Annotated in this window: 11 protein-coding genes and 1 pseudogene; all 12 read left to right on the top strand. The window is 38.0% G+C overall.

What is annotated here, in order from left to right:
• A partial coding sequence (locus MWU84_RS21690; RefSeq protein WP_246905701.1) for a sigma-70 family RNA polymerase sigma factor occupies positions 1 to 396 on the top strand: 396 nt, incomplete at its 5' end.
• A gap of 134 nt (positions 397 to 530) precedes the next feature.
• Positions 531 to 924 (top strand): annotated as a pseudogene (locus MWU84_RS21685) (nuclear transport factor 2 family protein).
• A 10-nt stretch (positions 925 to 934) separates the two neighbouring features.
• Positions 935 to 1,816, top strand: a complete 882-nt coding sequence (locus tag MWU84_RS21680) for a helix-turn-helix domain-containing protein (protein WP_246905699.1) — start codon at positions 935 to 937, stop codon at positions 1,814 to 1,816.
• 70 nt (positions 1,817 to 1,886) lie between these two features.
• On the top strand, positions 1,887 to 2,264 hold the full coding sequence (locus MWU84_RS21675) for a DUF302 domain-containing protein (protein ID WP_246905695.1): 378 nt from the start codon (positions 1,887 to 1,889) through the stop codon (positions 2,262 to 2,264).
• A 54-nt stretch (positions 2,265 to 2,318) separates the two neighbouring features.
• Positions 2,319 to 2,828 (top strand): HPP family protein, encoded by a 510-nt coding sequence (locus tag MWU84_RS21670; RefSeq protein WP_246905694.1) that lies wholly within the window; start codon positions 2,319 to 2,321, stop codon positions 2,826 to 2,828.
• A 153-nt stretch (positions 2,829 to 2,981) separates the two neighbouring features.
• Positions 2,982 to 4,205 (top strand): MFS transporter, encoded by a 1,224-nt coding sequence (locus MWU84_RS21665; protein WP_246905692.1) that lies wholly within the window; start codon positions 2,982 to 2,984, stop codon positions 4,203 to 4,205.
• Positions 4,206 to 4,320: 115 nt separating this feature from the next.
• Positions 4,321 to 4,785 carry a nucleoside deaminase gene (locus MWU84_RS21660; RefSeq protein ID WP_246905690.1) on the top strand — a complete coding sequence of 155 codons (465 nt, stop codon included), beginning with the start codon at positions 4,321 to 4,323 and terminating at the stop codon, positions 4,783 to 4,785.
• 330 nt (positions 4,786 to 5,115) lie between these two features.
• The gene (locus tag MWU84_RS21655; protein WP_246905688.1) at positions 5,116 to 5,529 is read left to right on the top strand and encodes a hypothetical protein; all 414 of its coding nucleotides are present in this window, start codon (positions 5,116 to 5,118) and stop codon (positions 5,527 to 5,529) included.
• A 58-nt stretch (positions 5,530 to 5,587) separates the two neighbouring features.
• The gene (locus MWU84_RS21650; RefSeq protein WP_246905687.1) at positions 5,588 to 6,400 is read left to right on the top strand and encodes an RNA polymerase sigma factor; all 813 of its coding nucleotides are present in this window, start codon (positions 5,588 to 5,590) and stop codon (positions 6,398 to 6,400) included.
• A gap of 226 nt (positions 6,401 to 6,626) precedes the next feature.
• Positions 6,627 to 7,430 carry a carbonic anhydrase family protein gene (locus MWU84_RS21645; protein WP_246905685.1) on the top strand — a complete coding sequence of 268 codons (804 nt, stop codon included), beginning with the start codon at positions 6,627 to 6,629 and terminating at the stop codon, positions 7,428 to 7,430.
• An 828-nt stretch (positions 7,431 to 8,258) separates the two neighbouring features.
• Positions 8,259 to 11,015: a LuxR C-terminal-related transcriptional regulator gene (locus MWU84_RS21640; protein ID WP_246905683.1), complete on the top strand. Its 2,757-nt coding sequence runs from the start codon at positions 8,259 to 8,261 to the stop codon at positions 11,013 to 11,015.
• A gap of 241 nt (positions 11,016 to 11,256) precedes the next feature.
• Positions 11,257 to 14,271 (top strand): TonB-dependent receptor, encoded by a 3,015-nt coding sequence (locus tag MWU84_RS21635; RefSeq protein ID WP_246905680.1) that lies wholly within the window; start codon positions 11,257 to 11,259, stop codon positions 14,269 to 14,271.
• Positions 14,272 to 14,277: the final 6 nt, after the last annotated feature.

The following is a 14,277-nucleotide window of genomic DNA, read 5'->3' as shown; positions in this document are numbered from 1 at the left end:
TCTAGTGAACGTGTATGGCTTACCGCAATTTTGAAGAATAAGATTACGGACCATTACCGTAAAGTAAATACTCAACAGGGTAAACTTTGGCATACGGCCATACGCCTTTCCGATTACCCGTCCTGGCAGGACTTGGAAGGCTCCCCAAACAACAGGGACGACAATGATGTAATGAAATTACTTTATGCGAGTGAGTTGGATACAGTGCTGAAATCGGGCCTTGAGTTATTGTGCAAACAGGAACGAAAAGTTCTTAGGATGAAAATTAATGGTTGCAGCACCAAGGAGATTTGCAGTACACTAGGTATCACCAAGGTGAATAGTTGGGTGGCATTGAGCCGCGCACGTAAGAAAATAAGACATTACCTCGATAGTAATTGGTATGACGTTGCTTAAATCAGTTCCATGAAACATTTTTGACTAGACATACAATCGATCCTATACCGTGTTGATACAGTTTGCTTAGACTTATATAGGCAGTATAGGTATAAATATAAAGAACATACAGAACTGAAAATACAGCATTATGAATAAAAAAAAAATGGCCTATACCGCCTTTTACCAAGGAAACGGCCAAAATAAAAGTACAATTGGCGGAGGACGCCTGGAACAGCCAAGATCCCGTCACGGTATCCAAGGCCTACACAGCCGACACGGAGTGGAGGAACAGGTCGCAAGGAAGTAGTTGCCTTTTTGTGCAATAAATGGAATAAAGAAATAAACTATAAATTAAGAAAGGAACTATGGGCTTTTTCCGACAATAGGATAGCCGTGCGTTTCGAGTACGAGTACCAGGACCATGACGGACAATGGTATCGGGCGTACGGTAACGAGAATTGGGAATTCAATGAGAATGGCCTCATGAAAAAGCGGTACGCCAGTATCAATGACCATCCTATATCGGAAAAAATGAGAAAACTATAATAACCTATAAATGAAAATTTTTAACACCTACACCCTTATCAACGAACATACCGGAAATACCGCCTTTAGAATTTGGGACTTTGAGGACAACGGACAATTTTGTAGGGTCAATCGGTTGAACCACTACTCCCTAATATGGATAAAAAAAGGAAGCGGTACCGCCACAATTGATCTTTCGGAACATGATTTCACCCATGGCACCATGTTCGCATTGACACCATATCAATCTTTTAAATTTAGGGAAAAAGAGGGATTGGAGGGTGTAGCGTTAAATTTCCATCCGGATTTTTTCTGCATCCACAAGCACCAGGACCAGGTAGCATGTAACGGGGTTCTTTTCAACAATGTTTACAATCCCCCGATGCTTCAAATAAACGACAAGACCAAAGGGGATTTTGAGATGTTGATCTCCCTTATGAGAAATGGGATACAAAATGTTGATCTGGCCCAATATGATCTTCTGGTCTCCTATTTAAGGGTATTCCTGATTACCGCCTCACGCATCAAGGTCCAACAGCACCCTGAGGAGTTGGATGCTGTTCCGGACAACACGGAGCCCTTTATACTCCAAAAACTTATGGACATGATCGAGGACAATTTCAAGTCCAAGCATTCGGCCAGTGAATATGCCGAACTGTTGAACATAAGCCCTCAAGCCTTGGCGAAAATTACCAAGAGCCATTTCAATAAGACCACGACGAATCTCATAGTGGAAAGGATAATCATCGAGGCCAAAAGGGAACTCTACCTTACGAACAAATCGATCAAGGAAATCGCATTTGACCTTGGTTATGAGGACGAGCACTATTTTAGTCGATTTTTCAAGAACAATGTAGACATTTCACCAACCGTATACAGGGAAACCGCTGGTTTTGTAAGGGCAGTTTCTTAAATACTGCCTCAGTCAATTACAGTCGATCAATTCAGCATAAAAACATCATCCAATTTTAAAATTTACTAATATGAAATCATCCGTTATTCAAAGAAAAGTAAACAATAATTTTTTAGACACATATAAGTCTGTAAAGCGTAGTATAGAGCGGAATGGATTTCTGTTGTTACATGAAATTGATACTCAAAAGATTGTTTCCGAACATGGGGTTGTAATACCAAAACTGATCCAATTATTATTTTTTGATCCTAAATACGTAAGCCAAATCATGAAAAAAGACCCATTGGCATTCAACGATATCCCATTAAAAATTGTAGTAAGGGATTTGGAAGATGGAACTACCGAGGTTAGTTTCCAAAATCCTATTGGAAATTTGATAGACTATGATGTGGAAAGTGAAATGCTGATTGAACTCGAGTTGCGGCTCGATGAAATTTTTTACTTATAATCACCATTTCCTACTAGAAAAAATCAATCTGAGATGCATTTAATGCATGAAGTTATGAAAAATTACATTAAAAAATATAAAACAAAAGAATCAAGTCCAGAACATTTAGGTATTCATTTTTCGGTCATTTCGGGAATAGGTGGATTCATAGCAATAGCTTCTGTAGCTTTATTAACCCATCTTACCCAATCTCCATTTTTAATGGCTCCATTCGGTGCTACCTGTGTTCTAGCTTTTGGAGTTCCAAACAGTCCTTTAGCACAGCCTAGAAATATTATCGGAGGTCATTTCATATCCACCCTGATAGGGTTAGTCTGTTTGATTCTTTTAGGTAACGAGTGGTACTCTTTGGCACTGGGTGTTGCATTGGCGATTAGCATAATGCAACTGACCCGGACAACGCACCCTCCTGCTGGCGCTGATCCAATAGTTGTGATTTTAGGCGCAAAAACTTTAAGCTTCGTTTTTAGCCCTGTACTGACCGGAGCAGTTGTCATAACCATGATAGCATTAATATTCAATAACCTGAGTAAGGCACGAAAGTATCCAACTTACTGGAAATAGTATTAAGCCGTGTGCAGGTAAAATCAAAATCAAAGCTTGGGGGAACATAAAAGGAATTTGAGCAAAATTATAATCACTTTGTTCTTTTAAAATTACTTTGACAGGGTCAATGACCATTAAAAATTAATTTAAAATTTGTATTGAAGTCCTAAAATGAGAAAACTACTCTTCAATTATATTAACACTTTTCAGGGCCTATCCCTTGACGTATGGTGGTTGGCGTTGATTACGCTCGTTAATAGGGCCGGTACAATGGTTGTTCCTTTTCTATCCCTGTACCTTACAACTAGTCTTGGTTTTACGTTTTCTGAAGTGGGGTGGGTAATGTCTTTATTTGGATTGGGCTCCGTGGTCGGTTCTTGGTTGGGCGGAATACTGACGGATAAAATTGGATATTATAAAGTGACGGTAATAAGTCTCTTGGCCTCAGGAGTATTTTTTGTAGCTTTTCAGTTCATGACTACATTCGTAGCTTTTGGTGTAGGTGTCTTTGTTTTAATGCTATTAGCCGATATGTTTCGTCCGGCTGTCTTGGTTGCCTTAAGCGCATATAGTACCCCGGAAAACATGACGCGTTCCGTAACCTTAATCCGATTGGCGATCAATTTAGGTTTTTCTGTAGGACCAACATTGGGAGGTCTTATTATTTTTACACTCGGTTACGATGGCTTGTTTTTGGTAGATGGCATTGCTAGCATTATTGCCGGGATACTACTGTTAAATATTCTGGTTGCAAAGAACACTAAGATATTTGATAACAAAAAAGTAAATAGGCCCAGCAAGGCTTACGAGGATAAGGCATTTCTTTTTCTATTGGCGGCCATGACACTTTTTGGGGTTACCTTTTTTCAGCTATTGTCTACCTTGCCATTATTCTATAAGGACATCCATCATTTGACGGAAGGGGAAATAGGCCTGTTGCTTGGCTTGAACGGCTTCATCATTTTTATTTTCGAAATGCCATTGATCAAATGGCTGGAGAATAGCAAAAATAGTTTTTCAAAGCTTATTCTATTCGGTGTGCTATTGACCGGATCAAGCTTTTTGGCACTTAATTTGATAGGGTGGATTGGGGCTCTGTACATCGGTATGATATTGATCACCATTGGAGAAATGATCGTGTTCCCATTTTCCAATTCCCTGGCTCTTATAAGATCCAAAGAAGGCAATCAGGGACAATATATGGCATACTATTCCATTTCATTTTCTTTAGCACATATTTTTGGACATAGAGTGGGAATGAATTTAGTTTCTAATGTGGGTTTCACGTCCACTTGGTATGTAATTTCATTTTTGGCTGCATTAAGTATACTTTTTGTTTTATTGTTAATTCGTGAGCTAAAGCTCGAAAAAAGTATAAAATCGATTGAATTGTAGTCGTAGATTAACCAGATATAGATTATATACTCTATCCGTTTTATTCAGGTCAAATGATAGCCAGAATTCGAATACGGAATTTGTAAAATACTTGAACTAATGAAAGAATTGCCATATGAAGACACCTGAAGATTTAATGAGACATTGTCTGTATCTGGGACATAGGGCTCTGGAAAGTGGTAATCCACCGGTTGGAGCTATCCTTGTATATAGAGATAAAATTATTGGGGAAGGAATTGAGTCTGGTAAGTCAACTGGAGATTATACAAATCATGCGGAGATATTGGCTATTCGAGATGCGATTGAAAAGGGCAACATTGAAATATTGTCTCAATCTACCATGTACAGTACCCATGAACCATGTGTTATGTGTTCTTATTTGATCCGGGCCTACAAAATAGCAACAATTGTTTATGGTACTGATGTCAAAAACCTGGGGGGAGCCAGTTCTAAGTATAGCCTTTTGCGGGAGAATAAGGTCCCTAATTGGGGAGATGCACCTCTCATTGTACCAGGAATATTGGAAGAAGAAAGCATGGAGCTAACTAAGTTATATGAAAAAAAGCATAAAGGAATGTGAGGACAGACCTATAAAAATCAACTTTGGTAATTGAAAAGTAATTGCATCAAACTTGCCTAATCCTTAAATTAAAATAGGTCCGAAGTCTAGCTGATATCTGTGAAAAATATGGGCACTGGTGAATGTTCTGTTCAATTAACCCATACAGTATATCGCAGATGGATTCATGATTGATATGTTCAAATATAATTGTACAGTTAATTACTATTGAGATAATTGAAAATCTGAATGCTTTTAGAATTTTTTTTACACAAATCTATTCACATTTGCCATTTTTTACTGTCTAACATAATGTAGGCAAAATTCATTGTCTATTTAAATTATTAAAATATGAGTCAAGTAAAAAATCACGATGTACAAAGTGTAAATATTCAAACGTCCGTAAGTGAGGCTTTTGAATACCTGTCCAACCCCTTAAACCTCCCGAATTGGACAGGTGCTTTTAAAGAGGTTGATGGACAGTCTGCACTCCTTTTAACACCAAAGGGTGAAATAAAAATTGGACTGGAAACCAAAATAAACCGGGAGACGGGAACCATAGATTGGTATATGTCGATGCCTGACGGAAGTATGGGAATAGCCTATTCTCGAGTTGTTAATGGACCGGACAACAAGGCAATTTATTCATTCGTATTAATAGCTCCACCGGGGCCTTTAGAGGAAATAGAGGGAACGTTAAATGCTCAAATTGGGCAATTAAAGGAAGAGCTTAGGAAACTGAAAACCATTTTAGAAAAAGAGTAAATTGATGTGGGCCGGGTTTTTAACCGGCCCATTAAATATAACAATAATAACCTAGTATATGGATGAACGGGAACTAATTAAATCATGTTTGGATGGGAATAAAAAGAGTCTAGAATTATTAATTGAATCTATTCAAGACTTAATATACAATTTATCGATCCGGTTTTTATGGAATAAAATGGATGCCCAAGATGCGACACAGGAAATTTTGATAAAAATATTGACTAATTTAAGCAAGTACGATGGTAGGAGTAAATTTACCACTTGGGTATATCGACTAGCAACCAATTATTTGATAAACCTGAAAAAATCGACATTGGAGAAAACCTTTACCACTTTTGATGTTTTTGCATCAGACCTCAAATCAAATATTGAACCAAAAAGCTATGAATTGCCCGACAAGGACTTGATGGAAAGAGAAATGAAGACAGGTTGCACACTGGCAATGCTTCAATGCCTAAATAGAGAATTAAGAATTGCTTTTATCTTAGGGAGTATTCTTAAACTAAAAAGTAAGGAAGCCGCAAATATTGTAAACATATCACCGGAAAATTTTAGAAAACGACTTCAAAAGTCCAGGAGTTTGATAGGCACTTTTTTAAGTAATAATTGCGGGGTTTACAACCCTAACAACTCATGCAGGTGCAGTCATAAAATTAATGGCGCGATTTCTAGTGGCAGAATTGTAAGGAACAGTCCAAATTTCACCAAAACCGTGGAGGTCTACAACAATGAAATGGAGGAGCTAACTTCAATGGAGGGCATTTATAGAAATCACGGAACTTTTAGATCCGGTTCTAAATTTTTAGGTGAGCTAAAAGGGATACTCGATAGGAAAGGAATAATTAATGACACTAGCTTCCTCAATTAATTATAAGCCTTTAAGGGACAAAAGTAATACCCTATATTCCTTTATATTGCCATTTTAGGAAGGTTAGTTCTGTTTAATAGATAATATAATCCATAGTATTTTAATTTTATCATTATATGTTTATTTATAAAGGATTGGTTTCTAAACGTGATAATTAATTAACATATTTATTTGTAAAGTTGGTCTTTTATTTTCGACATGACCGGATTGCCATTAAATCTAATTAATGAAATTTTTTCAGATAACTCTCATAACCACCTTCCTTGTTATTGTTGGGTGTAAAGAAAAATATAATACATCAACCTCTAAGATACAACACCATGTGGGCAATGTCAGTTCTGACAGCAAACTACATTGGAGCTATAAAGGTGAGACCGGTCCTGAACACTGGAAGGAAATTGAAAAAAATTCCGAGTGTGGAGGATCCATACAATCGCCTATAAATATTGTAAATTATGTATTGGATTCTACCTTGCACAAATTCTCTGTTCAGTATGCCGCCGGTACGCATATACATGATGTAGTGAATAACGGCCATACAATTCAGTACAATTTTGAAGTAGGAGATTATGTCGTTTTTGACAACGTAAAACATACTTTAAGGCAGTTTCATATTCATGAGCCCGCTGAACATTTAATAGATGGAGTAAGATTTCCTATGGAATTGCATTTGGTCCACCAAAATGATGATGGGGGATATGCCGTGATATCAGTGATGGCTAAGGAAGGTATTAGCAGTGAGCCCTTCAGTTTTTTGGAAAGGTTCTTGCCTTTGGAAGTTGGTGATAAAAAAACCGTAGATTTAGAATTTGACATGAACCTTAGTCTTCCCTCGGACAAAACATATTTTACATATGAAGGATCTTTGACCACCCCGCCATGCACTGAAAATGTACAATGGATTATTTTTAAGGAGCCTATAACAGTATCCTTGGCACAAGTAGATAATATTAAGAAAATAATGCCTTTAAATAATTATCGTGGAATTCAACCCCGGAATAGTCGGCCAGTAATTTTATCTGACTACTAGGTTCAATGTTTACTTTGTTCTTTTCTATTAATACCAATATTTCCAGTTCAAGAAGGGCAATCCTTTTTTGAAAGCAAGGCCAACATAAAAATTCGGTTAAATTTACGTCATTTTAAAATATCTTGCTGGCGATTCAAAAGGCTAATAGCCGGAAGATTTAAAAAATGAAATAAAAAGAACCGCCTCGATGTGTTTCGATACCATTATGAAGTTTTAGAATTGGGGAATTCATGGGAATTCCCATAATTACGTATTGTTAGCAGATATTTTCTTGGACTTAGCGATTGTATATCGTTTGGATTAATTACCCTCTTTTGACATTGATTTCTACATATATTACATGCGTCATAAGCGATTTAAAGATCCCATTCGGTGTTATTTCGGTGACAGCAAAATATGGATTATTTCCAAATTTGCCTTTTTTATATCCTTGTCCAGTCAATTACCTCAGGGCAAGCCCTTGAGGCATCGGAAGTAAACTACTAATAACATTTTGGCGCCTGCCTGAATGTAACGGGCAGGCAAGCATCGGAGCATTATAATCTCGATTATCGAGTAAATGAAAGTTACCTTCATGATGATAAAGGTATACTGCACTTACAATAAACTTAGTGGATTCAAATTTATCAAGACAATGATTTTATGGTCATTAATCCTGGTGCCGCAGTGGAAAGGATTTTCGGAAATGTCGGTGTATAATTCAAAGGATAGAAAAACCGTTAGGAGAGATGGTTCAATTGAAGGTTTTCTAAATGGGATTTTGTTAAGTTTGCGTGTCATCCAAAAAATGTTGTAGTCTTAATGACATATCAATTACCAATTTAGAATATGAGACATTTTATTGTACTTTTTTTAATCCTAGTAGTTACTCCAATAATTGTCGTGGGGCAGAACTTAGTCCCACCTATAGAGAATTACAAAATATTCGAATATAAAGCTGCTAGTAAAAATTGGGACCTAGCAGTCAGCCCAGAAGGAGAATTGTTCGTTGCCAACAATAAGGGGTTGTTGCATTTCAATGGTGAGCATTGGGCATTCTACCAACTTCCCAAAAAGACTACGATTAGATCTGTGGCGTGGGTACAGGGAAAGGTTTATACCGGATCTTATGAGGAATTTGGATATTGGGAAATGAATGTTTTTGGTGACCTGGAATATACATCTCTCAGCCATTTAATTCAAGGCCATGAATTTACAAGTGAAGAGTTTTGGCAAATTTTGACTATTGACAATGCCATAGTTTTCCGATCCTTTTCTGGGATATATGTATTTAAGAATGAACATATTACCATTATTGAACCTCGTATTGTGGTAAATCATATGGCAGTCTGGGAAGGTAATATTCTGGTTGCAGGCGGGAAAAATGGTCTAAGTTATTTACAAGGCAAAGATCTTGTGCCCATAAGTGGAACTTCTATTTTGAATTCCAAGATCGTAGTGGATATGGAACCAGTAAACAATGGTATGTTGATAGGAACGAAGTTACATGGCGTTTATTTTTTGAGAAACGGCCTACTTCAACCCATTAACGAGGATATAAACTTTGAGTTGAAACAACACCAACTGAACCAAATTCTACCACTGACTAACGGACAAGTAGCTTTTGGGACTATAAAGAATGGAATTTATTTTTATAATTTGAGGGATAAGGACTATTATTCCGTAAATAGGGAGGTGGGGCTTCAGAACAATACGGTTTTATCGCTCGAACAGTTTAATGATCAATTGTGGATTGGGTTGGATAATGGAATAGACCGACTTCAACTAGATAATCCGCTTACCTATTACACTGACTATACCGGTACTGTTGGTACTGTCTATGATGTGGCCCAATATGATGGAACCCTATACTTGGGCAGCAATACTGGTATTCATTATTTTGAAGGAAATACACTAAGATTTGTAGAGGGCTCACAGGGGCATGTTTGGGATTTGGAAGTACTGGATGGAAAATTATTTTGTGGTCATAATACGGGTACGTTTATCCTTGAAAATGGTACTTTAAATTTGATTTCCGATATATCAGGAGGTTACCAAATGGCAAAAATACCCAGTTATGGTGCAACATACCTTCAGGGGACTTATACGGGCCTAGCGAGGTATCTAAAGGATGAACATGGAAGTTGGTCTGTAAAGGCCATTGAAGGAATAACTTTTCCCATAAAATATCTCTGCTTTGAAAATCCTTCCACCCTATGGGTTGCTCATCCGTACAAGGGTCTTTATCGGCTATTACTAAATGAAGAATACTCAAAGGTAGTCGAGATTCAGGAATTCGCAGATGAGAGCATTCCTAATATCTATAATGTTAAACTCTTTAGTATCAAGAACCAGATTGTAATCTATAGTGATGGTATTTGGTATAAATATGATCCCATAAGAAATAAAATTATTGTTTTTGAAGAGTTTCAGGATTTTAATTACAAGGAGCTTGTACATTTTAATAAGGATTACTATTGGTTTCGGGATCATCAGGGAGTTAAAGAATTAATAGTAACCAACCTGAATGATGATAAATTCGTTCTGGAGGATGCTCAATTGGGTAGACGATTGGTCCCAGAGGCCGAAAATGTAATCAAGATTAACGATAGTATTTATTATTTTACTCTTAGTGACGGTATTGGCAAACTCAACTTAGCAAATTTCAGGTCACAGTTGGGAAAATTTCAATTATCAATACCCAAACTTGTTTTCTTTAAAGATCAGGATGGTACATACGCCTTGGACGGCACTCCGATAGTGATAGAGAATAAACGGTCCCGTGAAATTGAAATGGAGTTTGCGGCCACCAATATGGTTCAACCCAAGTATTTTTATAACCTAAAAGGACCAATGGAACTGTCCTCCTTTATGGATACAGGAATTATGAAGTTTCAGAATTTACCATATGGCGCATATTCATTGGAGATTTTTACTGTGGGGATTAACAATGCGCGATCTCAACCGAGAAGTGTTGCATTCCAAATAATGCCCCCTTGGTATCTTTCAAGTTTAAGTTATGTGGTTTATGGCTTAATTGGGCTCACGATCATCTTTTTGGTGCGAGGATACAATAGTCGAAAATTGAAAAGGAAACACACTCTATTAAAAGAAAAACTGGAACGCGAGCAGGAAGAGCAGCTGGCCCTTTTGGAAAAGAAAAAGCTGGCCAAGGAAATTAAAGTAAAACAAAAGGAATTGACAAGTACTACCCTGAGTATGGCCAGAAAGAACGAGCTTATTCTAGAGCTTAAAAATCTTTTGCTAATGAATAAATCTAAATTCGATAACCAGCAGCGCTATCGATCCTTTATGAAAAAACTCAACAGTGCTATTAGTGATGATGAGGATTGGAGACATTTTGAGGTAAATTTCAAAGAACTTCATGACGACTTCTTTGAGACTCTATTGTTGCGCTATCCGGCACTTACCTCAAAAGATCTAAAATTATGTGCATACCTTAAAATGAACCTAACCTCCAAGGAAATTGCTCCATTAATGGGAATTAGCACAAGAGGGGTTGAGATACATCGGTACCGCCTACGCAAAAAATTGGATTTAGATAGTGATGACAACATTTCCAACTTCCTAATTACCCTCAAGTAACAATATCAAGACGTTAAGCCATAAATAAGGCCCATCTTCTACACTTACCAGTACTACATCATTACTACATCTATTTGTTAAAATTTCAAAATTAATTTAGTTCGTTACTACTGCAACGACATAAAAGACTGGGCTTAAGAGACTATTTTTAACTGATGTAGTTTTTATGTACCACTATTGGCGGCAACCAACAAGGCTGTTTTGTTAATTTAGCAATAATCTAACTCAATTTTTACGAATTATGAAAATAAGAAACGTTTTATTATTAATTTCGTTCTTGTTGTTCCATTGGTTTACTAATGCTCAGGAAAATATTACTGTTCAAGGTACGGTCATGGACAATGCTAATCTGCCCTTACCCGGGGCATCTGTCATTGTAAAGGGAACAACTACTGGAACGCAGACCGATTTTGATGGGAATTTTATTCTAGACAATGTTCCTACCAATGCAACTTTGGTTTTTGGTTATATAGGATTTACGACTGCAGAAGTTCCTGTTAACGCTCAGACATCCTTTAACATTGTACTACAGGAAGATGCCCAGGCATTAGATGAGGTAGTAGTGGTCGGTTATGGGGAAATGAAGGTAAAGGATCTTACTTCTGCCATCACCACTATCAAATCCGAAGAATTGGCAGCCACTCCTACCGGGCAGGCAATGCAGGCTCTACAGGGAAAGGTGGCCGGTTTACAGATAGTCAGTAATGGTAGCCCCGGACAATCTCCAACAGTTAGGGTAAGGGGTATTGGTTCCTATGATCAGGGTGCTTCTGGTCCATTATATGTAGTAGACGGTATGTTCTTTAATAATATTGATTTTCTCAACACTTCGGACATTACATCCATATCCATATTAAAGGACGCCTCGGCAGCGGCTATTTATGGTGTTCGCGCGGCCAATGGGGTAGTCCTTATAGAAACCAAATCTGGTTCCTATAATCAAAAGGCAGAAATAACCTATGACGGATATTCTGGTTTTCAAGTTGCCCAAAATATTTTGAAACTTGCCAACGCGGAACAATTTACGACTATAGCATTGGAGTCCGGTTCTGCCCCTGATGCAGAATTTATTTTGAACGCCATGCAGCGCTATGGACGGAGTAGGGTTAATCCAAACGTTCCCAATGTGAACACAGATTGGTACGACCAAATTACCCGTCAGGCCATTATTACGAGCCATAGTATTGGCATCAATGGCGGTAGCGAGGATGCTACTTATTCCATTGGAGCCAATTATTTTGGACAACAGGGTATCCTGAAAATGAAAAACCAGTATGATCGTTTTAATTTAAGAAGTAAAATCGACTTTAAAGTTTCCGATTGGTTGACCGTGGGAGGAAATACCATTATCAGTAATGCAACGAGATACGATGCAGAAAATTCGGCATGGAGAAGCGCCTACTTCGCTGTACCTATTTTACCCGTTTTGGACCCTCAGAATACGGAGGCATTTCCTAAGAATTATGCAAACGCCCAAGACTTGGGTTATCGTGGAGGACAAAATCCGTTTCCTTTATTGGACCTCAATGAGAACAGATTGAAAATTAGGAATGTACTGGCTAATTTTTATGCACAAGTCAATATTGTGCCAGACCGATTGACCTTTAAAACGGCCTATAACCACAATTTTGAAACTATGGAAACCAGATTGGTTCGATTACCGTATTTCATTGGCAACAATTTTCAGCGGGAGAATTCCCAGTTGATAAAAAGAAACGCTACGGTTTCCAATCAAATTTGGGACAATACCCTTACCTATACCAATTCTTTTGGCAAACACAACCTAACGGCATTGGCAGGAACTTCCTTTAGGGATGAATCGTATGAACAATTACAAGCAGAAGGCCTTAATTTTCCTTTGTCGGGCGAAGAGGCCTACTTCCTGGATCAAGCCCAGACTATAGTCACTGACGGCGTAGGAGATGATGGGAAACGTGAGTATGGATTTTCGTATTTCTCGCGAATATCCTATAATTATGATAACCGTTATTTACTTTATGGCACCTTCCGAGCTGATGGCACCAATAAATATCAAGAAAAATGGGGCTATTTCCCTACGGTTGGAGCCGGTTGGGTAATCTCTGAAGAATCATTCATGGACAACAACGGCGTTTTCGATTATTTGAAGCTACGTGGTAGTTGGGGTGAATTGGGAAATGATAAAATAGCTTCCAGTGAAGGGTCCATAACTTCTACTGTAGTGACTACAGCTTTAGGGGATACACAATTTAGTGGGGTAAATACCAACAGCGACTTTACGGCATTAAAATGGGAAGTAACCGAGGAAATTAACGGAGGTGTCTCAGCAAGGTTTTTTAATAATAATCTTGGACTTGAGGCGGATTATTACGTTCGGGACACCAAGGATGCAGTTATCCCAGTAGCCAGACCACTTATACCAGGGACAACAAGACAGAATGTAGGGGAAATCAGAAATTCAGGCTTCGAACTGGCTCTGAATTGGGACAAAATGGTTTCCAAGGATTTTAGTTACAATATTGGAGCAAATATTTCAACCTTGAAAAACGAAGTATTGGATATTAATGGTGCTGTTGCCTTGGATGCCGGAACTGCGGAATTCAGACAACGCTCCATGGTAGGAGAGCCAATATTTGCATTCTTTGGTAGGGAAATAGCTGGAGTTTATCAAAATGAAGCTGAAGTACAGGCCGATCCCGTGGCCGTAACAAATAATTTGGTTCCGGGTGATTTTAAATACAAGGACCAGAATGGTGATGGGGAAATTAATGATGATGATAGAGTTGTCCTCGGGTCGTTCTTGCCTTCTTACTCTTTCGGGTTTAATTTGGGTGTTAATTATAAAGGATTTGACTTTTCCGCAAGTGCTTTGGGCCAGGGTGGAAATAAAATTTTGAATCGAAAGAGGGGAGAGGTAATCTTTACCAACGACACTAATATAGATCGTGATTTTGCCGTAAATCGTTGGCATGGAGAAGGAACAACCAATAGTTATCCTTCTGCAGCGGGAATTAGAAAGGGTTGGAACCAAAGACTAAGTGACTACTTTATTGAAGACGGTGATTTCTTCAGAATTCAGAACATTACTTTAGGATATACTATAAATAAAAAAGGAGAACGTCCAGGAATACCGGAAACCAGAATCTATCTGACCGCTGAAAAGCCCTTAACCCATTTTAACTACAACGGTTTCAATCCCGAGGTAGCTAACGGTGTAGATAACGAGACCTATCCTATACCATCTGTCTATACCATAGGTGTTAACATAAAAATATAAAATAAA

Origin of the sequence: Arenibacter sp. F20364, from assembly GCF_023015905.1 — a bacterium.
Lineage (GTDB): Bacteria > Bacteroidota > Bacteroidia > Flavobacteriales > Flavobacteriaceae > Arenibacter.
This window is presented reverse-complemented; position numbering and strand designations above follow the sequence as displayed.

Coding starts and splice junctions, on each gene's coding strand:
- MWU84_RS21655 (WP_246905688.1), top strand. CDS start 5,116: ATGAGTCAAGTAAAAAATCACGATGTACAAAGTGTAAATATTCAAACG.
- MWU84_RS21650 (WP_246905687.1), top strand. CDS start 5,588: ATGGATGAACGGGAACTAATTAAATCATGTTTGGATGGGAATAAAAAG.
- MWU84_RS21680 (WP_246905699.1), top strand. CDS start 935: ATGAAAATTTTTAACACCTACACCCTTATCAACGAACATACCGGAAAT.
- MWU84_RS21645 (WP_246905685.1), top strand. CDS start 6,627: ATGAAATTTTTTCAGATAACTCTCATAACCACCTTCCTTGTTATTGTT.
- MWU84_RS21675 (WP_246905695.1), top strand. CDS start 1,887: ATGAAATCATCCGTTATTCAAAGAAAAGTAAACAATAATTTTTTAGAC.
- MWU84_RS21670 (WP_246905694.1), top strand. CDS start 2,319: ATGAAAAATTACATTAAAAAATATAAAACAAAAGAATCAAGTCCAGAA.
- MWU84_RS21660 (WP_246905690.1), top strand. CDS start 4,321: ATGAAGACACCTGAAGATTTAATGAGACATTGTCTGTATCTGGGACAT.
- MWU84_RS21640 (WP_246905683.1), top strand. CDS start 8,259: ATGAGACATTTTATTGTACTTTTTTTAATCCTAGTAGTTACTCCAATA.
- MWU84_RS21665 (WP_246905692.1), top strand. CDS start 2,982: ATGAGAAAACTACTCTTCAATTATATTAACACTTTTCAGGGCCTATCC.
- MWU84_RS21635 (WP_246905680.1), top strand. CDS start 11,257: ATGAAAATAAGAAACGTTTTATTATTAATTTCGTTCTTGTTGTTCCAT.